The 26,568-nt window shown below is 45.3% G+C and carries 24 protein-coding genes, 1 tRNA gene and 1 riboswitch; of the genes, 10 read left to right on the plus strand and 15 right to left on the minus strand.

The annotated features are described in order from the left end of the window. Positions 1–4 precede the first annotated feature (4 nt). Positions 5–460 carry a cold-shock protein gene (locus L0U88_RS04985; protein ID WP_234864512.1) on the minus strand — a complete coding sequence of 152 codons (456 nt, stop codon included), beginning with the start codon at positions 458–460 and terminating at the stop codon, positions 5–7. A gap of 36 nt (positions 461–496) precedes the next feature. Further along, positions 497–1,303, minus strand: a complete 807-nt coding sequence (locus L0U88_RS04990; protein ID WP_234864513.1) for an SDR family oxidoreductase — start codon at positions 1,301–1,303, stop codon at positions 497–499. 62 nt (positions 1,304–1,365) lie between these two features. Between L0U88_RS04990 and prmC the strand changes: the two genes are divergently transcribed. Next, positions 1,366–2,211, plus strand: a complete 846-nt coding sequence (gene prmC / locus L0U88_RS04995) for a peptide chain release factor N(5)-glutamine methyltransferase (RefSeq protein ID WP_234864514.1) — start codon at positions 1,366–1,368, stop codon at positions 2,209–2,211. Positions 2,212–2,214: 3 nt separating this feature from the next. Here the strand turns inward: prmC and L0U88_RS05000 are convergent, their stop codons facing one another. From L0U88_RS05000 to pepT, 4 genes are all read right to left on the minus strand, one after another. Continuing rightward, positions 2,215–2,619 (minus strand): ExbD/TolR family protein, encoded by a 405-nt coding sequence (locus L0U88_RS05000; protein WP_234864515.1) that lies wholly within the window; start codon positions 2,617–2,619, stop codon positions 2,215–2,217. Positions 2,620–2,625: 6 nt separating this feature from the next. Further along, on the minus strand, positions 2,626–3,324 hold the full coding sequence (locus tag L0U88_RS05005; RefSeq protein ID WP_234864516.1) for a MotA/TolQ/ExbB proton channel family protein: 699 nt from the start codon (positions 3,322–3,324) through the stop codon (positions 2,626–2,628). Between the two features lie 81 nt (positions 3,325–3,405). Next, positions 3,406–4,335, minus strand: coding sequence for an SPFH domain-containing protein (locus tag L0U88_RS05010; protein ID WP_234864517.1), 930 nt, complete (start codon positions 4,333–4,335; stop codon positions 3,406–3,408). A 24-nt stretch (positions 4,336–4,359) separates the two neighbouring features. Next, a complete protein-coding gene (pepT, locus tag L0U88_RS05015; RefSeq protein ID WP_234864518.1) occupies positions 4,360–5,604 on the minus strand; it encodes a peptidase T in 1,245 nt (414 codons plus the stop codon). A 43-nt stretch (positions 5,605–5,647) separates the two neighbouring features. On the opposite strand from pepT, the gene L0U88_RS05020 reads away from it, so the two are divergent. Then, complete coding sequence (locus L0U88_RS05020; RefSeq protein ID WP_234864519.1) at positions 5,648–6,448, plus strand: CPBP family intramembrane glutamic endopeptidase; 801 nt, start codon at positions 5,648–5,650, stop codon at positions 6,446–6,448. Positions 6,449–6,484: 36 nt separating this feature from the next. Here L0U88_RS05020 and L0U88_RS05025 read toward each other — a convergent pair whose 3' ends face one another. Then, positions 6,485–6,940, minus strand: a complete 456-nt coding sequence (locus L0U88_RS05025; protein WP_234864520.1) for an FKBP-type peptidyl-prolyl cis-trans isomerase — start codon at positions 6,938–6,940, stop codon at positions 6,485–6,487. Positions 6,941–7,025: 85 nt separating this feature from the next. On the opposite strand from L0U88_RS05025, the gene L0U88_RS05030 reads away from it, so the two are divergent. The 4 genes from L0U88_RS05030 to L0U88_RS05045 are packed head-to-tail and all read left to right on the plus strand — an operon-like array spanning position 7,026 to position 11,507. Then, positions 7,026–8,228 (plus strand): exo-beta-N-acetylmuramidase NamZ family protein, encoded by a 1,203-nt coding sequence (locus L0U88_RS05030; protein ID WP_234864521.1) that lies wholly within the window; start codon positions 7,026–7,028, stop codon positions 8,226–8,228. Positions 8,229–8,250: 22 nt separating this feature from the next. Beyond that, complete coding sequence (gene fmt, locus L0U88_RS05035) at positions 8,251–9,201, plus strand: methionyl-tRNA formyltransferase (protein WP_234864522.1); 951 nt, start codon at positions 8,251–8,253, stop codon at positions 9,199–9,201. 3 nt (positions 9,202–9,204) lie between these two features. Continuing rightward, a complete protein-coding gene (locus L0U88_RS05040) occupies positions 9,205–10,080 on the plus strand; it encodes a bestrophin family protein (protein ID WP_234864523.1) in 876 nt (291 codons plus the stop codon). A gap of 8 nt (positions 10,081–10,088) precedes the next feature. Beyond that, a complete protein-coding gene (locus tag L0U88_RS05045) occupies positions 10,089–11,507 on the plus strand; it encodes a DUF4403 family protein (RefSeq protein WP_234864524.1) in 1,419 nt (472 codons plus the stop codon). Here L0U88_RS05045 and L0U88_RS05050 read toward each other — a convergent pair whose 3' ends face one another. Then, a complete protein-coding gene (locus L0U88_RS05050; protein WP_234864525.1) occupies positions 11,508–11,891 on the minus strand; it encodes an SET domain-containing protein in 384 nt (127 codons plus the stop codon). Between the two features lie 29 nt (positions 11,892–11,920). On the opposite strand from L0U88_RS05050, the gene mgtE reads away from it, so the two are divergent. From mgtE to L0U88_RS05065, 3 genes are all read left to right on the plus strand, one after another. Then, the gene (mgtE, locus tag L0U88_RS05055) at positions 11,921–13,315 is read left to right on the plus strand and encodes a magnesium transporter (RefSeq protein ID WP_234864526.1); all 1,395 of its coding nucleotides are present in this window, start codon (positions 11,921–11,923) and stop codon (positions 13,313–13,315) included. A gap of 94 nt (positions 13,316–13,409) precedes the next feature. Then, positions 13,410–15,245, plus strand: coding sequence for a glutamine--fructose-6-phosphate transaminase (isomerizing) (glmS, locus tag L0U88_RS05060; RefSeq protein ID WP_234864527.1), 1,836 nt, complete (start codon positions 13,410–13,412; stop codon positions 15,243–15,245). 9 nt (positions 15,246–15,254) lie between these two features. Then, complete coding sequence (locus L0U88_RS05065; protein ID WP_234864528.1) at positions 15,255–17,444, plus strand: DUF4954 family protein; 2,190 nt, start codon at positions 15,255–15,257, stop codon at positions 17,442–17,444. A 6-nt stretch (positions 17,445–17,450) separates the two neighbouring features. Here the strand turns inward: L0U88_RS05065 and L0U88_RS05070 are convergent, their stop codons facing one another. The 7 genes from L0U88_RS05070 to L0U88_RS05100 form a co-directional block, all read right to left on the minus strand. Continuing rightward, entirely contained in the window at positions 17,451–19,532 is a 2,082-nt protein-coding gene (locus L0U88_RS05070; RefSeq protein ID WP_234864529.1) for a hypothetical protein, read from the minus strand. Between the two features lie 90 nt (positions 19,533–19,622). Then, the gene (locus L0U88_RS05075; RefSeq protein WP_234864530.1) at positions 19,623–19,832 is read right to left on the minus strand and encodes a hypothetical protein; all 210 of its coding nucleotides are present in this window, start codon (positions 19,830–19,832) and stop codon (positions 19,623–19,625) included. A gap of 10 nt (positions 19,833–19,842) precedes the next feature. Then, positions 19,843–21,156, minus strand: a complete 1,314-nt coding sequence (gene der / locus L0U88_RS05080) for a ribosome biogenesis GTPase Der (protein ID WP_234864531.1) — start codon at positions 21,154–21,156, stop codon at positions 19,843–19,845. A 146-nt stretch (positions 21,157–21,302) separates the two neighbouring features. Further along, positions 21,303–22,172 carry a GTPase Era gene (gene era / locus L0U88_RS05085; RefSeq protein WP_234864532.1) on the minus strand — a complete coding sequence of 290 codons (870 nt, stop codon included), beginning with the start codon at positions 22,170–22,172 and terminating at the stop codon, positions 21,303–21,305. 134 nt (positions 22,173–22,306) lie between these two features. Beyond that, positions 22,307–22,381, minus strand: a tRNA-Met gene (locus L0U88_RS05090). A 55-nt stretch (positions 22,382–22,436) separates the two neighbouring features. Then, on the minus strand, positions 22,437–23,156 hold the full coding sequence (locus L0U88_RS05095; RefSeq protein WP_234864533.1) for a head GIN domain-containing protein: 720 nt from the start codon (positions 23,154–23,156) through the stop codon (positions 22,437–22,439). Between the two features lie 4 nt (positions 23,157–23,160). After that, on the minus strand, positions 23,161–23,883 hold the full coding sequence (locus L0U88_RS05100) for a head GIN domain-containing protein (RefSeq protein WP_234864534.1): 723 nt from the start codon (positions 23,881–23,883) through the stop codon (positions 23,161–23,163). Positions 23,884–23,985: 102 nt separating this feature from the next. After that, positions 23,986–24,089, plus strand: a riboswitch (TPP riboswitch). Positions 24,090–24,151: 62 nt separating this feature from the next. Between L0U88_RS05100 and L0U88_RS05105 the strand changes: the two genes are divergently transcribed. Further along, entirely contained in the window at positions 24,152–26,503 is a 2,352-nt protein-coding gene (locus L0U88_RS05105) for a TonB-dependent receptor (RefSeq protein WP_234864535.1), read from the plus strand. Positions 26,504–26,568: the final 65 nt, after the last annotated feature.

The raw sequence follows: 26,568 nt of genomic DNA on the forward strand, positions 1-26,568 counted from the left end.
GTGCTTATTTCATTTTTCTTACGTTGATCGCACTATACCCTTTTGGTCCGCTTACTACTTCAAAATTTACTTTATCATTCTCAACCAGCCGGGTTTGCATCTCATTTACATGCACGAAAATGCTTTCCTGGCTTTGTAAATCACGTATAAAGCCAAACCCTTTTGCCTCATTCATAAAGGAAATGATACCGGAGCGAATCAAATCTTCCGGGGAAGGTTCTGCCTGCTTGGGAACACCGATCTGGATATCTTCCAGATTTACTTCCACCATGGTAGAAGGATCAGGCGGAGTGCTCACAATATTGCCATCGGCATCTATATAAGCCATCATATCCTCGAGGGACTTACCTTTTTTTGCATCATTCTTCCTTTCTTCCTTGCGTTCTTCCTTCTCCTGCTTCTTTTTCGCCCGCTTTTTCTCCATCTCCTTTTTATTAAACGAATCCCTCGACCTAGCCATAAGCGATGTATTTGATGAGGTATAAAGGTCGGCTTTTTATCCGCCATCAGCAAAACTTTCATAAACGGCCATACCTCCGTCGATGAAAATGCTGGTGCCAGTTATATAGTCGGAATCGTCGGAAGCCAGGAATACCGCGAGTTTGCCTACATCATCCGGCTCACCAATCCGGTTGTAGGGAATCAGGCTCATGAGCGACTGATAAGCTTCTTTTGTCTCCCAGGCTTCCCGGTTGATTGGAGTACGAATGGCACCCGGACAAATACTATTAACCCGGATTTGCTGCGGACCGTATTCCTGCGCCAGGCTCTGCATCAGCATTTTAATGGCTCCTTTGGAGGCGGCATAGTTTACATGTCCGGCCCATGGAATTAATTCATGCACAGAACTGATACAGATAATCTTTCCGCAAGCTTTGGATCTTTCGGGCTGATGTCCCCTTCTCAAAAACTCCCGGATCGCTTCCCGGGCACAGAGAAACTGTCCGGTCAGGTTTACATCAATCACTTTCTGCCATTGCTGCAAGGTCATTTCGTGAAAAGGAGCATCCTGCTGCAGGCCTGCATTATTGATCAAAATATCAAGTGTGCCATATTGTTGAATTATTTCCCCAAACATGGAGAATACATCCTCTTCCTTACTGACATCTGCTTTAATGGCAATGGCATCAGAACCATTTGTACGAATGGTGCTAACGACTTCCTCAGCTGCTTCCGCACCGGAATAATAATTCACAATAACTGCGGCACCGGCTTCGCCGAGGGCGATCGCGATGGCTTTTCCTATGCCGGAACTGGCCCCGGTAACCAGGGCGATCTGGCCTTTTAATTTTTTCTCACTCATACGATAAGATACAAAAAAATTGCGCCAGCCTCCAGTACCTTTGACACCTACAACAACAAATATTGCCTACACCCAGAACACATATTATCCGTCAGCTGGAATCCATTTATGGCAACACAGAAGCCAGTTACATCGCGGACCTGGTGTTAGAAAAACTAACCGGACTGCCCAAACGCGAGGTAAGAACCCTGGAGGTTACCAATCTTTCGGATCAACAGCAATTGTTACTGGAGGAAATGCTGGCGCAATTACAAAAGCACCGGCCGGTTCAATATGTAATCAATGAAGCCTGGTTCCAGGAAATGCCTTTCTATGTAGATGAGCGGGTGCTCATACCCCGGCCCGAAACAGAAGAGTTGGTGGAATGGGTGGTAAAAGATCTCAAAACCGAAAAAGCGCCCACAATTTTAGACATTGGTTCCGGCAGTGGCTGTATTCCTGTGAGCTTGGCTAAAAAACTACCCACTGCGGAAGTGCACAGTTGTGATATCAGCAGTGAAGCCTTATCGGTAGCACAATTGAATGCGGCACATTTACAAGCCATTGTACACTGGCATGAAATGGATTTTCTGGATGCAGGCAACTGGGAGCGATTGCCTGTGCCTGACTGCATCGTCAGCAACCCGCCCTATATTCCTAAAAAAGGGGCAGCTGAAATGAGTGCGCATGTGGTGAAGTATGAACCAGGCATTGCCTTGTTTGTGCCTGATGAAGATCCCTATGTATTTTATAAAGCCATTGCAAGCTTTACGCAATCGAGATGCCAACCCGGAACAGCTATCTACCTTGAAATACATGAAGACCTTGCTGCTGGCGTACAGGAAACACTTCAGCAAGAAGGTATCAACAACATTGAAATCCGCAGGGATATGCAGGGAAAGGAACGCATGATCAAAGCGATCCGCTAATGATTACTGAACACCGTTTTTATCTACCGCCAATACAGATCTGGCACCTAATTCTCTTGCCACGCGCATAACAGCCACCACATTCTCCACCGGTACATTTTTATCGGCATTGATCACCACGGAAGGCTGATCGGTTTCTTTTGCCAGGATGGGTTGAAGTTTGGCTTTCAGTTCTTCCAGGCTCACTTTGGAGGTTCCTACATAAAACTGGTTATTCGCGTCAATGGATACCACCACTGTCTGTTTGGCCTTGGTATCACTCTTAGCTTTCGGCTGTGAGAGTTTGATCACGTTAGGATTGGCCAGCGTGGATACAATCAGGAAGAAGAGCAACAGAATGAACAGAATGTCATTCAGTGCTCCGGTATGAACTTCGGCATGTCCTCTTAATCGACGTTTTAAATTCATGTTCGCTTATCTGGTAGGTTCCTGAAGGGTATCAATAAAATCGGAGCTGGCAACTTCCATGCGGTTCACGGTTTTATCTACCTGGGCATTTAAAAAACTATGTCCCACATAAGCCAGCAAACCAATGATCAATCCGGTTGCGGAGGTGATCATTTTCACATAAATACCACTAGCAATGGTACTGAGGGTATATTCACCGGTAGAAGAAATTCCGTAGAACAACTGCACCATCCCTACGATGGTACCAAGGAATCCAAACATGGGAGCAATGCCCGAAACCAGCGATAACACTGAAAGATTTTTTTCCAGTTTATACATTTCCAATCGCCCTACATTTTCCATGCTTTTTTCAATCGCATCAATGGGTTTACCAATACGCTGAATCCCCTTGTCAATGATTCTTGCAACGGGGTTATTGGTATTCTTGGCCAGTGATCGGGCTGCAGCCACATTACCACTCAGGATATGATCCTTAATAATGCTCATGAAGTTCTCATCGATCTTACTTGCTTTATTGATGGCCAGGTAACGCTCGAAAAAGAAATACACAGCAACTACCAGCAATAAAAACAGGGGAATCATCAGCGGGCCGCCCTGGAAGAGCAGATTGATCATACTGAGATCTTTGTTTTCATTGGTAGCAGCCTGGGCAGCATTGGCGATCTGTTGGGCCGTATCTGCAATCTGAAGAAGAAACAAATTCATCTGGTTGGTTTATTCTTTTGTCGGGTGTGAAAATAAGGCTATTATTTGCTAAGGAATTCTAAAGATTCTACCACAACCGGATCAGGCGCCTACCTGCTTTACCATCATGGCCTGTATTTGCTTCATGGTTTTCTCCATTCCTTCGGCACTTCCGTCCAGGAAAATAACATTCCCTTTACCATATTCAGCAAAGTTTTTCACGGCTTCGGTCCACATACTGAAGAGAATCACATTGGTATCAAGGTTGGCCTGGCGCATGCGATCTGCTGCCTCGCTCATACCCTTGGCCACTTCTTCTCTGAAGAGTGCCACACCCTGGCCTCTCAGGCGGGCTGCTTCTCTTTCCGCTTCTGCGGCAATTTTGATGGCATTACCTTCTGCTTCCGCACCCTTGGTTTTGGTGATCAGCAAAGCCTGTCCCTCGTTTTCAGCAGCTGCTTTGAGGTTATGCGATGCCACCACGCGGCTCATGGAATCCATAATTACCTGGTCAAACGTGATATCATTGATCTGGAGATCGAGCAGGTGATAGCCCCATTCTTCCAGTAGTTGGTCGATCTGATCTTTAACATATTCCACGATTTCTTTTCGCAGGGCAAGAATTTCTGCCTGGCGTTTGGTTGCCACAAAGGAACGGATGGTCCCTTCAATCGTGCGACTTAAAGCCTGCATCAGATCGCGATCGCTGATGAATTTAAAAGCCACTTTTTTGATGGTATCTTCCTGTTCATTCTGCACGGCATAGAGCAACATGTTTTTAAAATAAACATTTGCCTGGTCTGCCGTAACCGCCTGGAACTCCAGTTCCACCGAACGGTTCTGCACAGACACCCTTTTGGAAATCTGTTCAATAAAGGGAATGATGAAATTAAGTCCGGGTAAGAGGATACGCCGGTACTTACCAAACATCGTAACCACCCCAATCGTACCCTGGTTAATGGTTTTCAATCCGGCGAATACCACCAGGATTACTATAAGAATCCACCAACTGGAAGTAAGAAAATCTAACATATTCGAATTTTGAGTTTAATATAACTATTCTGCAGCGTTCTTTTCCCAAAGCTGCACCAATTCTACCAATACTGCTAATGATTTTTCCATATCCTGCACACTTACATATTCCTGTTTGCTATGAAGCGACATTTCTCCCGTGAACAGATTCGGACAGGGAAGTCCCATAAAGGAAAGTCGCGCACCATCTGTTCCACCTCTTATTGGAAATTTCCGGGGCTGAACGCCACAGTTGAGCATAGCTTGTTCTGCAAGGGCTGTCACCTGCGGATGATGCTGCAGTACTTCTTTCATGTTGCGGTATTGTTCCTTCACTTCATACGTAGTTCGGGAACCGGGGTATTTCAATACGATTTCATCTGCCAGGTGTTGCAGCAAAAATTCATGTTCACCCAGTTTCTGCGTGTCAAAGTCGCGGATGATAAAATCCACCTGGGCTAATTCTGCGGAGCCGGTGATGCGTACCGGATGCACAAAACCTTCTCTGCCTTCAGTCAGTTCAGGGGCCAGTTTTTCTTTGGGCAGCGACGCAACAAATTCTCCTGCCAGTTTGATGGCATTGATTAGTTTACCTTTCGCGGAACCGGGATGAGCTGCGATACCGTGGAAGTAAACTGTCATGCCATCTGCGGAGAAGTTCTCATCTTCCAGGCTGCCGAGTTCACCGGCATCCAGGGTATAGGCGATATCGGCACCCAGTTTTTTCAAATTCACTTTATCTACTCCCCTGCCGATTTCTTCATCCGGGGTAAAGAGGATTTTAATTTCGCCGTGAAGCAGCTGCGGGTTGGCTACTAAGTAGGCTGCCAGCTCCATGATGATGGCTACACCAGCTTTATCATCTGCGCCTAACAAGGTAGTACCTGAGGCAGTAATGATATCGTCCCCGATTTTTTCTTTCAGGTAGGGATGCTCTTCAATAGTAATTACCTGGGAAGGATCCTGGGGCAATACGATGGGTGCACCAGTATACGCTGTATGCACAATTGGCTGTACGCCTGTACCACTGCAATCGGGAGCTGTATCCACATGCGAGCAAAAACAGATCACCGGAACTTTTCGGGTACTGGTAGCCGGGATCGTCGCATATACGTAACCGTATTCATCCAGGTGAGCGTCTCCGATGCCCATGTCCAGTAGTTCCTTCACCAGCAAACGCGACAGGTCTTTCTGCTTTTCCGTGCTGGGCTGGGTTGGACTAAGCGGATCGCTTTGTGTATCAATCTGAACATAGCGAAGCAAACGATCTTTTACAGCTGGTCGATCCATTTCCGGCATGATTGGTTAATTTTCGCCCCAAATTACAGTATTGATGGCAAAGCATTGGCGAGCAATCATTTTCACCTTACTTTTTTTAAGTGTATTAATAGGTGCTGGATGGATCGGCACCCTGCTGGGACTGGATATCTATACCACTACCATTTTCCTTGGGGTACTATCCACCCTGCTTGCATTTGGTATGCGAAAACTCGTAGACCGGGAAAGCATTGGCTCCATGGGCTGGAAGTGGAAAGGATATGAAACTGATTTTGCAGTAGGGAATTTAATCGCGATAGCAATATTAGGAACAGGTACCTGCGGACTACTCTTATTTGGTGCCATTGAATGGGCTGGAGCTGAAATGAACAGCAGCGCTTTTTTTTATTCGCTGCTATTGATGATCGTAGTGTCTCTATATGAAGAACTGGCCTTTCGGGGATATATCCAGCACAACCTGATGGAAAGTATACATCCTGTGAAAGCCTGGGTAATCACGGCGGTGATCTTTGCATTTTTTCATGGCACCAATCCAAATGGATCCTTACTGGGCACCTTTAATGTATTCCTTGCAGGTTTGTTATTAGGCGTGAATTATCTCTATACACGCAACCTCTGGTTTGGAATCGGGCTGCATTTTACCTGGAATTTTTTACAGGGCCCCGTATTAGGATATGGGGTAAGTGGCTTGCGTCTGCCATCGGTGTTAAGTCAAAACCAGCAGGGCGCTGAACTATGGACAGGAGGAAAATTCGGATTTGAAGCATCTTTACTCAATACCCTGTTATGCCTAACGGTAACGGCTGTGTTATTTTGGGTTTACGGAAAGCAGCATAACAAAAAATGGTTGCCCTAAGGACAACCACTTTTTAATTACTTGAATCAAACCGGATTAGGGCATGATGATGCGGGAAGGTGCACCAACAATCTCAACCAGTTCGATGTCGAAAACCAAATCTTCACCAGCCAGCGGATGATTGGCATCCAGCAGGATAGCAGTTTCCTGGATCTCGGTGATAACAACAGGAACCACCTGGCCCTGGCTGTTATTCAGATTCAGACGCATACCCACTTCGAGTGGCATATCAGCAGGCACCTGCTCTTTTGGAAATTCGATAATCATATCCGGATTCTTGGGACCATACGCATCGTCAACAGGAATATGCACGGTTTTCTTATCTCCCACAACCATCCCCATCACACCGTTGTCGAAACCAGCGATTACCATTTGGCTCCCAACCTGAAACTCCAATGGATCCCGACCTTCTGAACTATCGAAAGTGGTTCCATCGGTAAGGCGACCATGGTAATGAACCTTTACGGTATCGCCAGACTGTACTTGTTGCATAAAAAAAATTTAAATTGATCAAATCAGGGCACAAGGTAAGGGAAAAGCGGCAGAGCGCCTGCTACCAAACCGTTATATTTGAGCCATGAAAAGGATTTTTTTTGTACTGCTTTGCTGCCTGTTTGCCGGCGCTGATCTTTTTGCACAAAGGATTGAACCGGGCGCTGAACAATTCGACCAATACCTGCCCAAACTAGCCGGGCTGCGGGTTGGAATTTTTGCCAACCAGACCACCGTTGTATATGACACCCTCCACCTGGTGGATGTATTGAAACAAAAAGGCGTTCGCATCACCCGCCTCTTTTCACCTGAACATGGATTCCGCGGAACTGCTGATGCAGGAGAAAAAGTGGGCAATACAGTTGATCCTAAAACTGGCATCCCGGTGATTTCACTCTATGGCAAAAACCGGATTCCCAAGAAAGAAGACCTGGACGCAGTGGACATCCTGATATTTGATATTCAGGATGTTGGCGTTCGATTTTATACCTACATTTCTTCATTGGAAGAATTTATGGAGGCAGCGATTGCAGCTAAAAAACCACTCCTGGTGCTGGACCGCCCCAACCCGAATGGTTTTTATATTGATGGCCCCATTCTTGAAAAACCCTATCGCTCTTTTGTGGGCATGCAGCCCGTACCTGTGGTGTATGGTATGACCATTGGAGAGTATGCCAAAATGCTGCTGGGTGAAAAATGGCTGAACACCAACCTGTCTACAGAAGGCTTCCAGCTCACGGTGATCCCCTGTAAAAATTATACACACGAGAGCAAGTATCAATTGCCGGTAAAGCCCTCTCCCAACCTGCCGGATATGTCATCCATATACTGGTATGCATCAACCTGTTTTTTTGAAGGAACAGTATTAAGTGAAGGCCGGGGAACCGATTACCCTTTCCAGGTATTTGGTCATCCATCTCTTCCAAAGAATTTGTATTCCTTCACGCCGCGTTCCAAAGAAGGTGCTAAAAATCCCAAACTGAAAGATCAGTTATGTTATGGCTGGAACCTTGCTGCGGAACCAGCTGTGGTGCTTTCAAAAGTTGGCAACCAGATGCAACTGGATTACCTGCTGGAAGCTTATCGCCTGTTTCCTGATAAAGCCAGCTTTTTCCTGGGCAAACCAAATGCTGAACCAACCGCTTATTTCTTCAATAAACTGGCGGGCAACAGTCAGTTGATGCAACAAATAAAAGAAGGGAAAACCATGGAAGAGATCAGGGCATCCTGGCAACCGGGATTGGAAAACTTTAAAAAGATTCGCGCCCGTTACCTGATTTATCCCTAACCCTTCTTACTAAATTCATAGTATGGATTATCGCTCTCTGCGAATTGTTTTTATGGGCACGCCGGAATTTGCAGTTGCTTCCCTGGATGCACTGGTGCGTGCGGGATGTAACATCGTTGGAGTTGTAACAGCACCCGATCGTCCGGCTGGCAGAGGATTGCAATTGCAGCACAGCGCCGTGAAAGCATTTGCGCTGACTCATGATATCCCTGTTTTACAACCTGAAAAATTGCGCGACCCACATTTCCTGGAAGCACTTGATCACTTGAAAGCAGATCTGCAGGTGGTAGTTGCTTTCCGGATGTTGCCTGAAATGGTATGGAACCGGCCACCTATGGGAACAATTAATGTACATGGGTCTTTACTTCCGAACTACCGGGGAGCTGCACCCATCAACTGGGCTGTGATCAATGGAGAAAAAGAAACCGGTGTAACCACCTTTAAACTGCAGCATGAAATTGATACCGGCAATATTTTATTGCAGGAACACATGCCCATAGGTGAAGAGGAAGATGCCGGCTCTGTACATGACCGGATGAAAGAACTGGGAGCCAAATTGCTGGTGAAAACCATTGAAGGACTTGCTAATGGAAGCATCAATGAGATACCACAGACCAAACTGGTGGATAGCACCCACCCTCCCAAACACGCACCCAAGATCTTTACAGAAACCTGCCATATCAACTGGTTTCAGCATGTAGATGCGATTCACAACCTGGTAAGGGGATTATCACCCTACCCTGCTGCCTTTACTTCATTGGAAGGAAAGACTCTGAAAGTATTTAAAACCAAAAAAGAAAAAACCCAACCGGCAATCGCACCCGGACAATTTGAAACCGACCACGCTACTTACCTGAAATTTGCTACACCGGATGGATACATTCATTTGGAAGAAGTGCAATTGCAGGGCAAAAAAAGAATGGGCATCCAGGATTTTTTACGCGGCTATCGCTTTACTACCCAACCCAATTAACCAATGATATCTTATAACACCAAAGACTGGCTCTCTGTCCTGTTTAAGTTTCACAAGGCAGATACAATCCGGCAATTGTTACCATTAATCGCATTGATATCATTGTACTCATGGGGTGTTGCCTATGTAGAAGTGGAAGTATTGAAATTATCACAAAATAGTCACCTGAAGCAGATATCTCTCATGCATAGTCTGCTGGGTTTTGCGATATCCATGTTGCTGGTATTTCGCACCAATACAGCTTATGATCGTTGGTGGGAAGGAAGAAAACTCTGGGGAGCATTGACCAACAATTCCCGCAACCTTGCATTGAAGCTGGATAGTATGTTAGCTGTGGATGATCATGTAACCCGAAATTTTTTCCGTAAGTCCATTGCGCTTTATGCCAGCATGCTCAGAGATCATCTTCGCTCCGAGAAAACAAGGCTGGCACTGGATGAAATTGATCATCCGGAATTGGCAGTAGATCAATCCAGGCACCTACCTAACCAGGTAGCAGCATTGATGATGCGAAGAGTGCAGGAGCTCTACCGGAAAAATGTAATCACGGGAGATCAGCTTATCACCATTAATACAGAACTGCAATCCTTTACCGATATCTGTGGCGCCTGTGAACGAATCAAGAATACACCGATCCCCTATTCCTACAGTGTGTTTATTAAAAAATTCATCTTCATTTATGTGATCACACTGCCCATTGGGTTTGTATTCAATATGGGCTACCTGGTGGTTCCGGTTGTGGCATTTATCTTTTATGTGCTCGCCAGTCTGGAGCTGATCGCGGAAGAAATTGAAGACCCATTTGGTGGCGATGCCAATGATGTACCAACCGAAAAAATAGCTGAGAATATCCGTATCCATGTAAACGAAATCCTTTGATCACGACTATGAATAACCGAATCCTTCTTCTTGGAATCCTTCCCTTGTTTGCATTGTTTATCTCTTGTGGAAGCAGTAAGAAAACAGTAGCACCTGAAGTGCCCCCTGTTGTGAAAACATTACCTCCGCTCACAGAATCTGTCATACATATACCAGTCAAAATTGTAGTCAAACCTTTTTTACAGCAGGCAGAACAATTAGCGCCTACTACCATCACCTCGGATGGATGGCCGGCTTATCTGCAGAGTGGTTGCGATTTCCGGTACAAGTATCGCTTTCTTCGATCCGGCTTTCAGTTTAGTTGTGTGAACAACCGGGTAACCATGACCATGAATGGGCGGTACCAGATCGCCGGAAGCAAAACCGTATGTGTGTTGGGGCAATCGGTTTCTCCCTGGATCAATGGAAGTTGTGGCTTTGGTGATGAACCGATGCGAAGAGTGAATATTCAGTTGGTATCCGATTTAAAGTTTACTCCTGATTATCGGTTGCAAACCAGCACCCGGGTAGAGAAAGTGCAGGCCATTGACAAATGTGTTGTAACCATTTTCAATAATGATGTTACCCAGCAGGTAATGGACAGCATCGCAGCAGCGGTTAATTTTTATGGCACCACAGTAGATCAGAATATGCGCAACCTTCGGTTTGATGAAGTATTAAATCCGGTTGCGGAAAAAGCAGGAAAGAAAATCCCGCTCAGCACGTATGGGTACATGAAATTAAATGCCAACTCTATCAAACTGGGTGCTATCAATTTAACTGGAGATACGTTGAAATTCATTGCCGGATTATCCTGTTTTCCGGAGATCAGTTCCGACAGCATCAATACGGCAGTGACGCAGCACCTGCCTCCTTTAAGCGGCACCGTAAATGGAGATGGGTTTAATCTAACTACCAATGCGATCTATGATTACCGTACGATTGACACCTTATTGACCAGAACCTTAAAGGGCAGAGAGTTTGATGTAAAAGGAGAAAAGATACGTATCTCTGGAGTGGAGGTATCCGGGCTCGACAATTACAAAGTTCGGTTTAAGGTTGATTTTACCGGCACCAAAAGAGGCACGCTGTTTCTCACCGGAACACCGGAGCTTGACATACTAACACAGCAATTACAGGTGCCGGACCTGGAATATGATTTGAACTCCTCCAGCCTGGTACTGGCAGTCGGGAAAACATTCTTCAACCGGCAGATCCTGGAGAGTTTACGTCAGCAGGCAAAGATCAACGTGCGTGAGCTCTACCTGAAAAATAAAATGAAGATTGATACCCAGCTCAATCGGGCTATTATGGATGGAATCCAGATGACAGGCAATACGCAGGAACTTCGGTTAACCGGCCTTGTTATCAACAAAGACAATGTTAAGGTGCAAGCGCAGGTGAAAGGGCAGGTGAATCTTGTCATCACCAAATTGCCGATGCAATAATCAGAGGGCGTCAAACCACAAAGGTTTGGGATCATTCCAGTCGCCATTGTAATTGATAAACAATTCCTCTCCGGCATTGATCGCGCGTACTGTTTTGATACGGATCATTTGGGATTCCATATCCATTTCATATTCGCAATTACTCTGAAAACTGTGGTTGTACAAAGAGACATATCCGAGTGCCACGCAACAGGCTTTGTTATCTTCTCCCCATTCAAAAATATAGTAGTGCAGCAGGGTCTTGTCCAGTAACTGGCGGTCCGTTTCAGAAAGCACAATAACCGGACTGATCTCTACCAGGGTATCGGCCTCCAGTGGCTCGAGGGTGAACACACCTCTGCCCATGGAGGGGGTTGGGGCAATTATCAGGCAGGGTAAAATCATCCTGCAATATAAAAATGTATTTTTACCGCATGACCGAAGATCTGGAAACCCCTGCGTCTATCAGTGAACAATTTGCTTCCATCATTCACCTGGAAGACAAACTGCGCATACGCGAGTTTCTGAACAATCAGAACATCAGCGATGTGGCTGAACTGGTGGATGAGTTTGATGAATTTGCCAGCCAGATCATCGGCAATATGAGCACGCACCGGGCCGCCAGTGTATTCAAGATCCTGGACACTTCCGTACAGAAACAAATCATACAGGAGCTGCCGCCATTAAAGTCGGCCGAACTACTGAATGAACTACCTGCGGATGACCGGACCTCCTTCCTCGAAGAGTTACCCAGTGAAGTGGTAAAAGAACTGATTAAAACACTGGATCCGGAAGAAAGAAAAATCACACTCTCATTGCTTGGGTATCCTGAAGGTAGCGTAGGGCGATTGATGACTCCTGATTATATCGCGGTGAATGCAGACTGGACCATGACCGAAGTGTTGGATCATATCCGGGAAGTGGGACGTGAATCGGAAACAATTGATGTGATCTATGTGGTGAATGATAAGGGAGAATTTGTGGATGACATGAGAATCCGGGATGTGATCATGACGAGTCCGGATAAAGTGGTAAGTGACATAATTGATTATAGATACATCGCACTAAATGTAAATGACGACCAGGAAGTAGCCAACCAGACATTCAAGATGAATAACCGGGTGGCCTTGCCTGTGCTGGATGATCAGAACATATTGCTGGGTATTGTAACCATTGATGATGTGTTGTGGGTAGCCAATGAGGAATTCAGTGAAGACATGCAACGGATTGGTGGTACGGAGGCATTGGATGAGCCTTATCTTGAAATGCCCATCTTCAAATTATTCCAGAAACGCATCGTGTGGATGGTGGTACTCTTTATCGGAGAAATGCTGACAGCCTCGGCGATGGGGTATTTTGAAGATGAAATCGCGAAAGCGGTAGTGCTGGCCTTATTTGTTCCATTGATCATTTCAAGTGGAGGGAACAGTGGATCACAGGCCTCCACCCTGATTATCCAGGCGATGGCGGTGGGAGAAATTACCATTTCGGATTGGTGGAGGGTACTCAAGCGTGAAATCATATCAGGATTATTGTTGGGAACGGTGCTGGGCATCATTGGTTTTGCAAGAGTAATTGTGTGGTCGCAGTTTTTCCCGGAAGTATATGGCATCTATTATATTCAGTTGGGAGCTGCTGTTGGAATATCCCTGATGGGCGTGGTATTATGGGGTACGATCAGCGGATCCATGTTACCCATCTTCTTAAAAAGAGCTGGTGCAGATCCGGCTGTTTCCTCCGCACCCTTTGTTGCAACATTGGTTGATGTAACCGGGTTAATCATCTATTTCAGCGTTGCTTATCTCTTTTTGCGGGGCCTCATGCTCTGAGTCTACCGGCTTACGCAAACGATTGCTTAAAAAATAATTTAACTATGTTTGCGTTTTATTGCCGGCACCTTATAACAAAAAAAGATAATAAATTATGTGTGGAATTGTCGCTTACATCGGACACAGAGAAGCTTATCCTATTATTTTAAAAGGGCTGAAAAGATTGGAATACAGGGGGTACGACAGTGCGGGGGTGGCTCTTTTGAACAATGGAATGAAAGTGTATAAAAAGCAGGGAAAGGTTGCTGACCTGGAAGAGACGCTGATTGGAAAAGACCTGCATTCGAATATCGGAATTGGTCATACCCGATGGGCAACACATGGTGAACCCTGCGATCGGAATGCTCACCCTCATACCTCCAAAAATGGCAAGTTATCCATGATCCACAACGGGATCATTGAAAATTATGCCCAGATCAAAGGAGAACTTATCAAAAAAGGATACAGCTTTCAGAGTGATACGGATACGGAAGTGCTGCTGAAATTCATTGAAGACATCTATGTGAACAATGAAGGAACACTCGAAGAAGCAGTACGAATTGCATTGAAACGGGTGGTGGGCGCTTATGTGATTGTATTACTGGATGAAGACAATCCGGATACCCTGATTGCAGCAAGAAAAGGATCACCACTGGTAATCGGAATCGGCAAAGGAGAACATTTCCTGGCATCGGATGCCTCTCCTATTATTGAATACACCAAAGAAGTGGTGTATGTAAATGACTATGAAGTGGCGATTATTCGTCCGGATGAACTGATCCTGAAAAACCTGGGTAATGAAAAGATAACCCCCTTCATTACCAAACTGGATATGGAACTGGCAGCCATCGAAAAAGGTGGCTATGATCACTTCATGCTGAAGGAAATTTTTGAACAACCGCATACCATATTTGACTGTTTGCGTGGCCGACTGGATGCCAGTGCCGGAACCATCACGATGAGTGGTATACAGCAATATGCAGAGCAACTGATGACCGCCAACCGCATCATCATGATAGCCTGTGGAACCAGCTGGCATGCGGGACTGGTAGCAGAATACATATTTGAAGAGCTGACCCGGATACCGGTTGAAGTGGAATATGCTTCTGAATTCAGGTATCGTAATCCTGTAATTAATAAAGGAGATGTGATCATTGCGATTTCACAGAGTGGTGAAACCGCAGATACCCTGGTAGCCATTGAGAGTGCGAAAGAAAAAGGAGCCATCATATTGGGAGTAGTGAATGTGGTAGGATCATCCATCGCCCGTACCTCTCACGGCGGGGCCTATACGCATGCTGGTCCGGAGATTGGAGTAGCCAGCACCAAAGCCTTTACAGCGCAGTTGGCGGTATTAACCATGATGGCATTGAAGTTAGGTTACATGAAGGGTTGCATCAGTGAAAAACGCTACATGCATTTGCTGAATGAATTGAATGATGTACCTGAAAAAGTGGCTACCGCTTTATTGCAGAAAGATGCCATTCATGAAATCGCGCTTAAATACAAAGATGCTTCAGATGCACTCTATCTGGGTCGCGGTTATAATTTCCCGGTAGCGTTGGAAGGTGCGTTGAAACTGAAAGAGATCTCTTATATCCATGCGGAGGGTTATCCGGCTGCAGAAATGAAACATGGTCCCATTGCATTGGTAGATGACAAACTGCCGGTATTCTTTGTGGCAACAAAAGACAGTTTCCATGAGAAAGTGCTGAGCAATATGCAGGAGATCAAAGCACGTAAAGGAAAGGTGATTGCTGTAGTAAGTGAGGGTGATGATGCAGCCAATCAACTGGCAGATGACCTGATCGTGGTGCCATATGCAGATGAGCTGATCGCGCCTATTATCAATGTAATTCCCATGCAGCTCCTCGCCTATTATATCGGTGTAGCAAAAGGACTGGATGTTGACAAGCCCCGGAATCTCGCCAAAAGCGTAACAGTAGAATAACTGTCTCTTATGAATTTGATCAAAAAAAATCCCCTTCAATCCCTGGGATATGGATTTGTAGAAAATCAATATCTCAAGGAAGGGAAGGATGAGTATTTCCATAGAAATCGCCAGAACAACAGTGGCATCAAATACCGGCAGCTGACAGCTTATGAGATCGAGGTATTGGTGCGCAACCGCAATCAAAGTGACGACTGGAATAAGTTACTGGTATCTGATGCCTTCAATCCGGAGCTGGTGAAGAACTGTAAGTTTTACGGACTGGTTAGGATTGGTAAACTTGAGCCTTATTGCCTGGAGTTTAATAACCTCAAGATGGCAGTGGGCTTGTATAACAGCACCATCATCAGTTCTGACTTTGGAGATAATGTGGTAGTGGATAATGTAAACTATCTCTCTCATTTCATCATTGGAAATGAAGTGATGCTGGTAAATATCAACGAGCTGGCTACTTCGAGTCACTCTAAATTCGGAAATGGGATTTTGAAAGAGGGCGAAGAAGAGAAAGTGAGGATCTGGCTGGAAGTCTGCAATGAAAACGGTGGTCGCAGAATCCTCCCCTTTGATGGCATGTTACCAGGAGATGCTTATTTATGGAGTCGGAACAGGCAGGATGACCAGTTGCAACAGCGCTTTGTAGAGATGACCAACAATCGTTTCAGCAAAGAAAGAGGTCAGTATGGTCAGATTGGTGACAGAACTGTGATTAAGAATTCCAGGATACTGAAAGACGTATACATTGGAAGTGATGCCTATATCAAAGGCGCGAATAAAATCAAAAATGTAACTATACATTCCAAACCCGATGCCCGCAGCCAGGTTGGTGAAGGGTGTGAACTCGTGAATGGCATTATTGGAGAAGGCTGCAGGATCTTTTATGGAGTGAAGGCGGTGCGCTTTATTATGGCAAGTCATTCGCAATTGAAATATGGTGCGCGACTTATTAACTCCTATCTCGGAAACAATGCAACGATCTCCTGTTGTGAAGTATTGAATTCCCTGATCTTTCCGGCTCATGAACAGCACCACAACAATTCCTTTTTATGTGCTGCACTGGTAATGGGGCAATCCAATATGGCGGCGGGCGCAACAATAGGATCCAATCATAACTCAAGAGCAGCTGATGGCGAACTCATTGCTGGCAGAGGATTCTGGCCAGGTTTGTGTGTTAGCCTCAAACACAATTCACGATTTGCTTCTTTTTCCATATTAGCCAAAGGGGATTATCCTGCTGAATTGGATATCCGGCTACCCTTTTCACTCATCAGCAACGATGTAACACAGGACCAGCTGATTGTGATGCCGGCTTACTGGTTTGAATACAATATGTATGCGCTGGCAAGGAACTCCTGGAAATACGTGGCGAGGGATCAGCGCATTGAAAAACTCCAGCACATCGAATACGATTTTCTGGCACCGGATACAGCAAATGAAATGCTGGAGTCGTTGGATATTTTAACACTTGCAACCGGAAAAGCTTGGTTTAAGCAGCAGGGAAAAGAAGCAACAGCAAGGCAGTGCCATACAAAAGGAAAGAGGTTATTGGAGGAAGGGGAAATGGCAATACAGGATCTTACCATAGAATTAGAACTGGCTGAAAACAGTCAACGTCCTGTAGTGATAAAAAAAGCGGCGATGGCCTATCAATGGTTCAGCCGCTTGCTTGATTATTATGCAGCCAAAGAGATCCTGCTTGCCTTTGAGAGAAATCCATTGAGTACACTGAACCGCATGGTAGCAAAATTGCCCAAAGCAGGAAAGGTTTCCAGGTGGACCAATATCGGAGGTCAGTTAGTAGAAGCTGCAACAGAAGAACAATGGTTATCTGCTATCCGGTCGGGCAAATTAAAAAGCTGGGAAGAACTGCATGCCCGCTACCAGCAGGAAACGGATCAATATGCTGAGCAAAAACTAAAACATGCGCTGGCCATATACAAGCAACGACATGGGGTAGATTTATCAACAAGTTCAGCCCAGGTTCGTCAGCTACTTGAAAATGCCATCAGTACCCGTCAACTCATGACCGAAAAGATTTTCGAAAGCAGGGCCAAGGATTACCAGAACGAATTCCGAAAGATGGTATATGCAAATGACGAGGAAATGGAAACCGTAGTGGGCAAACTGAAAGAAAACAGTTTTATCTCGGATGAGCAGAAAGGATTCCGTCAGTTTAAAAAGAAAGTGGAAGGTTTGTTATAATTCCGCTTACCAAATTTGTTTCAGAATAGTACTATTTCCTTTTTGATCCGTAAGGCGAATCAGGAGCCATTGGTTTGATTTGCGTGGCAAAGGAATCCAATGATTGGCTATTCCCGCTGGTTGATCAATTGGATGGCGCAGCAATAGTTGTCCGGCTGCAGTGTAGACCTCCAGTAAATAACGCCCCGCTTCCCTGCTCTCAATTTGAATAGACGAAGCTGTTGCAATCAAACGAAGCTGGTTCTGCAACGGAACTATGTTGCCTGGAAATCTTAGAACCTTCGAATACTGTTGAGTGCCATTGCCCTCAATCAATTTCACTCTGCACATGGCGCTGGTTTGGCGGATTGGTAAAGTATGGTAATAGACTTTTTGTCCGGGTATAGGCTGAAGCGTCGCAATAGCTTTAAACGGTTCACCTTTTTCAGCCAATTCTACTTCCATGGCTGCTGGTTCAATTCCACCAGCCAGTTCCCAGTTAACGCTCCAATAACCTGCATTTCTGCTGATCCAGAAGGACTCCACCAGCACAGGTAAAATATTTATACCACCTGTTTTATTGGCCAATGCAAACCTGGAAGCACTCAACAGGTTTCGGTCCAGTGCAATAGTTCGGATCCTGCCCTGTTCATAATTTGAACCAGGTGTTAGTCCATCCCTGACAGAGCTCCATTGATTATTAGTAAAAGCAGCGATACTAAGTGCTGCCGTATCCTGGAGGGTTCCACTATGTGTTCCGGAATAACTAAACTCAAAAACAGGATCGGGAGAATTGAGATCGGGCACACTGATAATATTCCAAAACTCAAGAGAAGAAATTGTGCTGATACCGGCCGATAGTTGTTGTCCTTCCATGTTGGCATCTTCACGATGATAAGAAAGATGCATAGTGCCGGAAAAGTTGGCAACCTGAACCAAGCTAACAACATCTTTATCAATGAGAGGGAAGCTGATAGTATCATTTGCATTAAATCGCTTTTGAATAGTGCCTGCGATTCCCGTACCAACAGTTCCAACGGCATGGGTAAATCCGGCTTTTTCACTTAATACCAACTGATGCGCCATCGTACGAATGGGTCCCTTTTTAAGAGTTAAACCATAAGGCAGGATAAGATCTGACAACAATTGCAAACCAGCAGTATTGTCAATCATCAACAATATACTATCCAGCAGTTGCCCGGATGAATAAATTGTTTGTACAGAATTACCTCCAAATAAGAGGCAACCGGTAGACCCGGATAGATTTGTTTCGAGGATACGGGAGTTAAGCTGTTCCAGGTTCCCCATTAGCTTCAGGCAGGAACTCCTGTTACCTGTTGACATATTTAAGGTGGCATCTTTGAGATGAAGTGTACCATTCACCTGAATGGTATCACTGAAATGCAGACTGAAAACAGTTCCGCTGTCCAATACCAGATCACCTCTGATCAGTGAGGAATTGGTACCGGAAGAGGAATAGGTACAAATACCAGCCGGACTCGCATCTGAAGACAATTCCAGGCTACCGAAGACTCTGCCACTGATAGACAAAGTAGAAGCAGCATCTGTGTTTTCCATTCGGAACACCCCTTTTTCTGTGCCAACAGATCTGCTCAGTTGATTAATCAGGTCAGCATGCCCGGTTCTGCTACGATGGATATATTTTGCGCCATTTTCTACCCGGATGGAATCACTGATCCGAATAGAGTAACCACTGTTGCTACCCGAGGCGTTTATAAATTCGGCATTGTTATGTAGTATAAGGGAATAGCCTTCTCTCAAAGTTGTAAATCCTCTTGGCAAAATTGACCCGCTTGTACTTGTAACCGTATTGGTAACAGGCAGGAGTAACCGAATGAAGGAAGTACCAGCCGGATGAATCTCAAGCGACTGTATAACAACGCCTGTATCGGGGAGAATCACTTCATAACTGCCTGCAAGAAAGCTGTTATCCAGCAAGATCTGATCCAGAGAATCAGGAACTGTCTCCCCTTCCCAGTTAAGAGGATTATTCCAATAGGTTGTATTACCATTGCCGGTCCACTTTTTTTGGGCATAACTGCATGGGACCACAAGCAGCCAGACAATACCCCAACACCACCTTTTCATAACACACTGTTTGTCCCGACCAAGTTACAGTTACCTGGTGGTACAAAAAGCGCGTTAAAGTGGAATGGGTGAAAAAACGGTGGCAGAATTTTATTGCGCGGAACTATCAACCGCGGTAGAATCAAGCGCTGCCTGCACGGTAGAATCTATCGCTTTTGCAGCATCTCTTGCTACCCTGGCTGCAGAGTCAGTTGCCGCTTGTATTGCAGTGCTATCAACAGTTGTTCCGGAAGAATCTGAACCATTGGAACAGGCAACCATACATGCAGTCAATCCAATTACAAGCAATACCGTTTTCATACTAAAGGATTTATTTTTTACGGAAGAAAATACGAACCGGCACTCCTTTGAAATCAAAGGTTTCACGCAACTTGTTTTCGAGATAATTGCGATACGGCGTTTTTATATCATCCGGATAGTTACAGAAAAACGCAAAAGAGGGCACATGCGTAGGTAACTGGGTTACGTATTTGATACTAACCGGATTACCTCTTACAACCGGCGGATGATACGCTGCGATCGCTTTCAGCATTACATCGTTTAGCTGGGAAGTAGGGATTTTTTTCTTTTTATTCTCTACCACTTCCAGTGCAATTTCAATTGCCTTGAAGATGCGCAATTTGTCTTTGGCGGAAATAAATAAAACAGGTACATCTGTGAAAGGCGCCAGTCTTTCTTTCAACTGCTTTTCATAATCTCTTGCCGTATTGGTTTGCTTTTCAACCAGGTCCCATTTGTTTACGAGGATAACAATCCCCTTTCCTTTTCTTGCAGCCAGGCTGAAGATGCTGAGATCCTGGGCAGAAATTCCTTTCTCCGCATCCAGCACCAGCAAACAGACATCGGCTTCATCCATCGCTTTAATAGCACGAATCACGGAATAGAATTCCAGGTCTTCATGTACTTTTTGTTTTCTGCGAATACCCGCTGTATCGATCAATACAAATTCCTTCTGGAACATATTGTAGTGGGTATGGATGGTATCTCTGGTTGTTCCGGCGATATCACTCACGATGGTTCTCTCCTGCCCCACCAGCGCATTCAACAAGGAGGATTTACCAACATTGGGCTGTCCGATGATAGCAAACTTTGGAATGTCCGCTGTTTCATCATCCGCCAGGCGATCTTCGGGAATTGCTTCCACCACAGCATCCAGGATTTCACCTGTTCCACTACCGCTGATGGCGGATACAAAAAATATCTTTTCGAAGCCCAGGCTGTAAAATTCAGTAGCCTCAAGCATTCGCTGATTATTATCCACTTTGTTGACAACCAGGTAAACCGGTTTGGTAGTGCGACGTAACACATCTGCCATTGCTTCATCCAGGTCTGTGATACCGGTGGCGGTATCGGTCATAAAGATGAGGGCATCGGCTTCATCCAGTGCGATCAGCACCTGCTTTTTGATCTCCTGTTCAAACACATCATCACTCTTGGGCACAAAACCGCCGGTATCAATGACGTTAAAGGTTTTGCCATTCCACTCTGCAATACCATACTGACGATCGCGGGTTACGCCACTCACATCATCTACGATTGCTTTTCGCTGCTCCAGCAGCCTATTGAAGAAAGTACTCTTGCCAACATTCGGCCTACCAACTATTGCTACAGTATATCCTGACATGGGAATTATGAATTATGAATTAGGAAGTATGAATTGGGGACGCTCACATTATAAACACCAAATCCAACTCCTACTCTATGATTATTTTGTTTTTAATTTTTGTTTTGTCTTTCTCACGTCTCACTTCTCACTTCTCACATCTCACTTCACTTATATCCATATTCCCTCAAATACAAATCATTATCCCTCCATTTCGGACGCACTTTTACAAACAGCTCCAGAAACACTTTTTGTCCGAGGAACTTTTCAATTTCAACCCGAGCTCTTGTGCCGAGCTCCCGAATCATTTTACCACGTTCCCCCAGGATGATTCCCTTTTGGGTATCGCGATGAACAATAATATCAGCCATAATTTTCACCAGGGTTGATTTCTCCTTGAATTCCTGCACCAATACAGCCGCATGGTAGGGTATTTCATCCTGGTATAACTGGTAGATCTGCTCGCGAATCAGTTCCCCCACAAAAAAGCGGGTAGGCAGATCCGTTAGGTTATCCTCGTCGAAGAAGGGCTCACCTTCCGGCAGGTAACTCAGGATTTTTTCCAGCAGCGCCGGCAAGCCGGTTTTCTTCAGGGCTGAAATCATCAGTATCTCCCGCACATAAGGTTTGTTCTCAAAAAACTGCTTGGCAACTGTCAGTTTCTCTTCCGGGATACCATCAATTTTATTGAGTACCAGCAGCGCCGGAACCTTCAATCGCAAGGCAGTGAAAATAGCATCACTTTCCTCCAGGTTGTCAGAAACATCCACCAGCAGAATGGCCAAATCAGCATCTTCCAGGGCGCTTTTAACGGCCTGCATCATGCGCTCATGCAACTTGTACTTTGGTTCAATAATACCGGGCGTATCCGAAATGATAATCTGGTAACCGGGTTCTGTCAGAATGCCCTTGATACGATGGCGGGTGGTTTGCACTTTGTGTGAAACAATAGCCAGTTTTTCACCCAGCAGTGCATTAAGGAGGGTGCTCTTACCGGCATTAGGCCGACCAAAAATATTTACAAATCCAACTTTCATCTTTAGCATTTAAGACAGGAGTTTACGCTAAAGAAGATCAGGGAGGTAATCAAATTCCAGCGCGAACATCCGGTCGCATAGAATAAACGAGTATAAAGCTACAATAAAAAACCAGCAAGTCTCCTTGCTGGCTTTGGTTGCGAAGGGAGGGATCGAACCTCCGACCTTCGGGTTATGAGCCCGACGAGCTACCGCTGCTCTACTTCGCGATTTGGATTGCAAATGTACAGCGATAACTCTTCCCTTCCAAAAAATTCTTTTAAATCATCCATCCTTACGCGAAATGGAGCTTGCTCCACTGCTTTTCATATCCCGGATCAGTCCTTCGCCTTTAATTCTGATATCTGATGCGCCGCTTGCTTTGGCTGAAATTTCTTTGTTCACAACAACATTGATAGAAGATGCACCACTGGCATCGAGCTCACAATAATCTGTTACCAGGTCCCAGCCTTTTACTGAGCTGGCTCCACCTACGCTGGCTGCCAGTTTTCCGATCTTGCCTTTCAGACGGGTATCACTGGCACCTCCCAGGTTCATGGTCAGTTCACGGCATTCCAGCTCTCCTTTCATATCACTGGCACCTCCCAGTTGAATATTCAGGACATCCTGTTTTAATACCCCCATAATGGAAATATCACAGGCACCATTTGCCTTTATCATAGTAAGGGTTTTAACAGACACATAGGCTTTCATTTTCTTATCACCTCTCCAGTCGTTCCATCCTTTTCCATCAAACCAGATTTTCAGCACGCCATCCTTCACCTCGGTCCGGATCCTGTCATTCACTTTTTTATCAACAGAACTAACCGCTACACCAGTTTCATCTCCCTGGGATATATATATATCAATGGCGCTGCTTGCATCAATAGCAGTAAAGTTGCCTACAGATCGTTGTTCCGCATTCGCATCATTGATCAAAAATTTCTGAGCCTGACCGGCAACTACACTCATTACCAGTCCCATTAATAGCAGGTATTTTTTCATATGCTTATTTACTTTGAGATTTTACACTTCCGCCGCTACCGGTACGTAAGTTACGGATCAATCCACCACCCTTGTAATGAATAGCGCCCCCGCTGCTGGCTTCGGCATTTAATTCTTTGGTAACAGTAATATCAACTACACCACCGCTGCTGACATCAGCAGAACAATAATTGCTGGTTAAACCATATCCTTTGAAGATCGCGCCACTGCTGGCTTCTACAGACAATTTTTCTGCAGAACCGCTTATTTCTGTAATGGCTCCACTGCTGTTATCAGAACTGATTTCGGAAGCATTGAAACTGGCTTCAATAATGGCACCGGAGCTGGCGTCCAATTTAATTTTAGCTCCTTTAATGGTACTGGCAGTTTTTGCGATAGCGCCGGAGGAGGCACTCAATTCAGTCAGTTCACGAACAGAAACATAGGCTTTAAACTTCAGGTTCTTCCTCCATTTCCAGTTACCATCGGTATGGTCAATATATACTTTCAGCACCCCATTATCTACCACTGTTTTAATGCGGTCAGTATATTCCGGATTAGAACAGCTTACTGCCACCGCTTCTTTATCTCCCTGTTGTAACAAGAGTTCAATGCCGGTAGATACTTTAACCCCGGTAAACCTTCCCACAGAACGCTCGCGGGCATTGTTATCAGTAATGGTTGTGGTTTGGGCCAGGAGGCTGGAGCTGACAAAAAGCAGCAGGAAAAGGTTTATCAGTTTACGCATGACGGTTGTATTTTCAGTAGGACGGATCAAATCTCCAAAATGTTACAGCTATTTTATTTTTTTTGGCCTTAACTTGCAGCCAGATTACGGCCGTAGTCAAATATCAGTTTCCCGGGGTGCTGAGGATCTCCGATCCAAGGCTGAGATAATACCCGTTGAACCTGGTCAGGGTAATGCCTGCGCAGGGAAGGTGGTTGAATAACGTTTATTCCTCCTTTTGCTTTCGCAGCATTTCTCTCAAATCATTTTTTCAACTTAATGAAACACAATGAAAAAAATGTTTTTGGGGATATGCGCATCCATGTTATGTATCCCTCTTTTTGCTCAAATCAGACCAATTGTTATTGCCGACCAGCAAACCCGTAAGCCACTTGGCAGGGCCAGCCTGGAATGGCCAGACGGTTCTGGCAGGATCAGTGACGAACAAGGCAAAATCAGCCTGAATGCACCATCCGGCTCTGCTGTAATTTCCAGTGTGGGGTACCGTCCTGCTCTTATTCAGTTTCCAATCAATGGCGACACAATTTTTCTGGACCCCCTGAATCTTTTTCTTGAACCGGTTGAAGTGACTGCTCTGAGGGCCGGCGACAAAGCCCCCTTTGCACGAACGAATATTTCTGCCAAAGACCTGGCAAAACAAAACCTGGGACAGGACCTCCCCTTTCTTCTGAACCAGACGCCTTCCGTGGTGGTCAGTTCAGACGCCGGGAATGGCGTGGGTTATACAGGCATCCGGATTCGCGGTTCAGATGCCACCCGCATCAACATGACCCTGAATGGCATTCCGTATAATGACGCGGAAAGCCAGGGTATGTTCCTGGTTAACCTGCCCGATTTTGCCTCTTCCGTGGGGAGCATCCAGGTGCAACGCGGGGTTGGTACTTCCAGCAATGGAGCCGGTGCATTTGGCGCCACGCTGAACCTGAGTACGAATGAATTCCGCGAGGAACGGTATGCTGAAATCAACAACAGTTACGGTTCTTTTAATACCTGGAAAAACACGGTGAAACTGGGCTCCGGATTAATAGGGGATCATTTTACCATTGATGCCCGCCTCTCCCGGATCAACAGCGATGGCTATGTAGACAGGGCCAGTACCGATTTGCAATCCTTTTATCTTTCGGGTGCCTATCTCACTGAGAAATCAAGCCTGCGACTGAATATTTTTTCCGGGAAAGAGAAAACGTACCAGGCCTGGAATGGTATCCTTCAATCAGAAGCCAGAGGTCCCAACCGCCGGTTTAACAGTGCGGGTACTGAGAAACCAGGCAGCCCTTACAACAATGAAACTGATAATTACCAGCAGGATCATTATCAACTCTTCTTTAATCATTCCGTATCAGAGCAGCTTTCCTTTAATACAGCTGCCTTCCTGACCCGCGGTCGTGGTTACTATGAGCAATACAAAGCAGAAGAAGATTATGGAGATTATGGACTAAGCAACCCGATCATCAATGGGAGTCCGGTTACCAGCACAGATCTCATCCGGCAGCTCTGGCTGGATAATTATTTCTATGGCGGCATTTATTCAGTTCAGTATAAAAAGAAAGGAACCGGAATTACAGTAGGTGGTGCCATTACCCGGTATGATGGCGATCATTATGGCAGGGTTATTTGGGCCGATAAAGGCATTCGGCCCGGGCACGAATGGTATAACAATGATGCCTTGAAAAATGATTTTAATATGTATGCCAAGTGGACCCAGCAACTGGGATCCAGATGGCAGAGTTTTCTGGATATCCAGGGCCGCACTGTTAAGTATAAGATCAGTGGATTCAGAAACAATCCCGGCATTAGTACGGATAACAGCTATCAGTTTTTTAATCCCAAAATCGGAATCAGTTATTCTCACCAGGGTTGGCAGGCATTTGCTTCTTATGCAATCGCCAATAAGGAACCCAATCGGGATGATTTTGAAGCAGGACTAACACAACAACCCAAACCAGAACGTTTACAAGACCTGGAAGTTGGAATAGAAAGAACATCCGGTCGATATAGTTGGGGCGCCACGCTGTATTACATGAATTACCGCGACCAACTGGTACTAACCGGACGAATCAATGATGTGGGAGCTTATGCAAGAACCAATATCGACAAGAGCTATCGCCTGGGATTGGAATTGCAGGGTAGTTTCAAAGCAAGTTCCTGGCTGAAGCTTACCGGTAATTTGACGCTCAGTGAAAATAAGGTGATCGACTTTGAAGAATTCTATGACGACTATGACGAAGGCACTCAGAAATCAGTAAAGTATGAGAAAACAGATATCTCATTTTCTCCTGCTTTGATGGGTAGTGCAACAGCCATCCTTACTCCAATCAAGAATGGAGAAATAGCCCTGATCGGTAAATATGTTGGAAGGCAATACCTCGATAATACATCCAACAGGAACAGAAGCCTGGATGCATTTTACACACAGGATCTTCGGTTGTCCTATACTGTGATAGGCAAAGCGGTGAAGGACCTGACGATGATCTTCCAGATCAACAACTTGTTCAACAAACTATATGAACCAAATGGTTACACATTCAGTTATATTTTCAACCAGGAACTGATCACGGAAAATTACGTATACCCTATGGCGGGAATTAACTTTATGGGTGGCGTAAATATCAGGTTGTGAGTTGTACGAGGTAAATATCCCGGTATATTTCCTATATAAAAATTTGGCATTTGGCACTATTTAGG

The organism is Flavihumibacter fluminis (assembly GCF_021491375.1).
Classification (GTDB): Bacteria; Bacteroidota; Bacteroidia; order Chitinophagales; family Chitinophagaceae; genus Flavihumibacter; species Flavihumibacter fluminis.

What these genes read in the sequence shown, in the direction of transcription:
- L0U88_RS05040 (WP_234864523.1), top strand. Translation starts at nt 9,205, where the DNA reads ATGATATCTTATAACACCAAAGACTGGCTCTCTGTCCTGTTTAAGTTT.
- L0U88_RS05045 (WP_234864524.1), top strand. Translation starts at nt 10,089, where the DNA reads ATGAATAACCGAATCCTTCTTCTTGGAATCCTTCCCTTGTTTGCATTG.
- L0U88_RS04990 (WP_234864513.1), bottom strand. Translation starts at nt 1,303, where the DNA reads ATGAGTGAGAAAAAATTAAAAGGCCAGATCGCCCTGGTTACCGGGGCC.
- era (WP_234864532.1), bottom strand. Translation starts at nt 22,172, where the DNA reads ATGAAAGTTGGATTTGTAAATATTTTTGGTCGGCCTAATGCCGGTAAG.
- L0U88_RS05010 (WP_234864517.1), bottom strand. Translation starts at nt 4,335, where the DNA reads ATGTTAGATTTTCTTACTTCCAGTTGGTGGATTCTTATAGTAATCCTG.
- L0U88_RS05070 (WP_234864529.1), bottom strand. Translation starts at nt 19,532, where the DNA reads ATGAAAAGGTGGTGTTGGGGTATTGTCTGGCTGCTTGTGGTCCCATGC.
- L0U88_RS05005 (WP_234864516.1), bottom strand. Translation starts at nt 3,324, where the DNA reads ATGAATTTGTTTCTTCTTCAGATTGCAGATACGGCCCAACAGATCGCC.
- L0U88_RS05000 (WP_234864515.1), bottom strand. Translation starts at nt 2,619, where the DNA reads ATGAATTTAAAACGTCGATTAAGAGGACATGCCGAAGTTCATACCGGA.
- pepT (WP_234864518.1), bottom strand. Translation starts at nt 5,604, where the DNA reads ATGGATCGACCAGCTGTAAAAGATCGTTTGCTTCGCTATGTTCAGATT.
- L0U88_RS05105 (WP_234864535.1), top strand. Translation starts at nt 24,152, where the DNA reads ATGAAAAAAATGTTTTTGGGGATATGCGCATCCATGTTATGTATCCCT.
- L0U88_RS05030 (WP_234864521.1), top strand. Translation starts at nt 7,026, where the DNA reads ATGAAAAGGATTTTTTTTGTACTGCTTTGCTGCCTGTTTGCCGGCGCT.
- L0U88_RS05075 (WP_234864530.1), bottom strand. Translation starts at nt 19,832, where the DNA reads ATGAAAACGGTATTGCTTGTAATTGGATTGACTGCATGTATGGTTGCC.
- mgtE (WP_234864526.1), top strand. Translation starts at nt 11,921, where the DNA reads ATGACCGAAGATCTGGAAACCCCTGCGTCTATCAGTGAACAATTTGCT.
- L0U88_RS05020 (WP_234864519.1), top strand. Translation starts at nt 5,648, where the DNA reads ATGGCAAAGCATTGGCGAGCAATCATTTTCACCTTACTTTTTTTAAGT.
- L0U88_RS04985 (WP_234864512.1), bottom strand. Translation starts at nt 460, where the DNA reads ATGGCTAGGTCGAGGGATTCGTTTAATAAAAAGGAGATGGAGAAAAAG.
- L0U88_RS05025 (WP_234864520.1), bottom strand. Translation starts at nt 6,940, where the DNA reads ATGCAACAAGTACAGTCTGGCGATACCGTAAAGGTTCATTACCATGGT.
- der (WP_234864531.1), bottom strand. Translation starts at nt 21,156, where the DNA reads ATGTCAGGATATACTGTAGCAATAGTTGGTAGGCCGAATGTTGGCAAG.
- L0U88_RS05100 (WP_234864534.1), bottom strand. Translation starts at nt 23,883, where the DNA reads ATGCGTAAACTGATAAACCTTTTCCTGCTGCTTTTTGTCAGCTCCAGC.
- fmt (WP_234864522.1), top strand. Translation starts at nt 8,251, where the DNA reads ATGGATTATCGCTCTCTGCGAATTGTTTTTATGGGCACGCCGGAATTT.
- L0U88_RS05095 (WP_234864533.1), bottom strand. Translation starts at nt 23,156, where the DNA reads ATGAAAAAATACCTGCTATTAATGGGACTGGTAATGAGTGTAGTTGCC.
- glmS (WP_234864527.1), top strand. Translation starts at nt 13,410, where the DNA reads ATGTGTGGAATTGTCGCTTACATCGGACACAGAGAAGCTTATCCTATT.
- L0U88_RS05065 (WP_234864528.1), top strand. Translation starts at nt 15,255, where the DNA reads ATGAATTTGATCAAAAAAAATCCCCTTCAATCCCTGGGATATGGATTT.
- L0U88_RS05050 (WP_234864525.1), bottom strand. Translation starts at nt 11,891, where the DNA reads ATGATTTTACCCTGCCTGATAATTGCCCCAACCCCCTCCATGGGCAGA.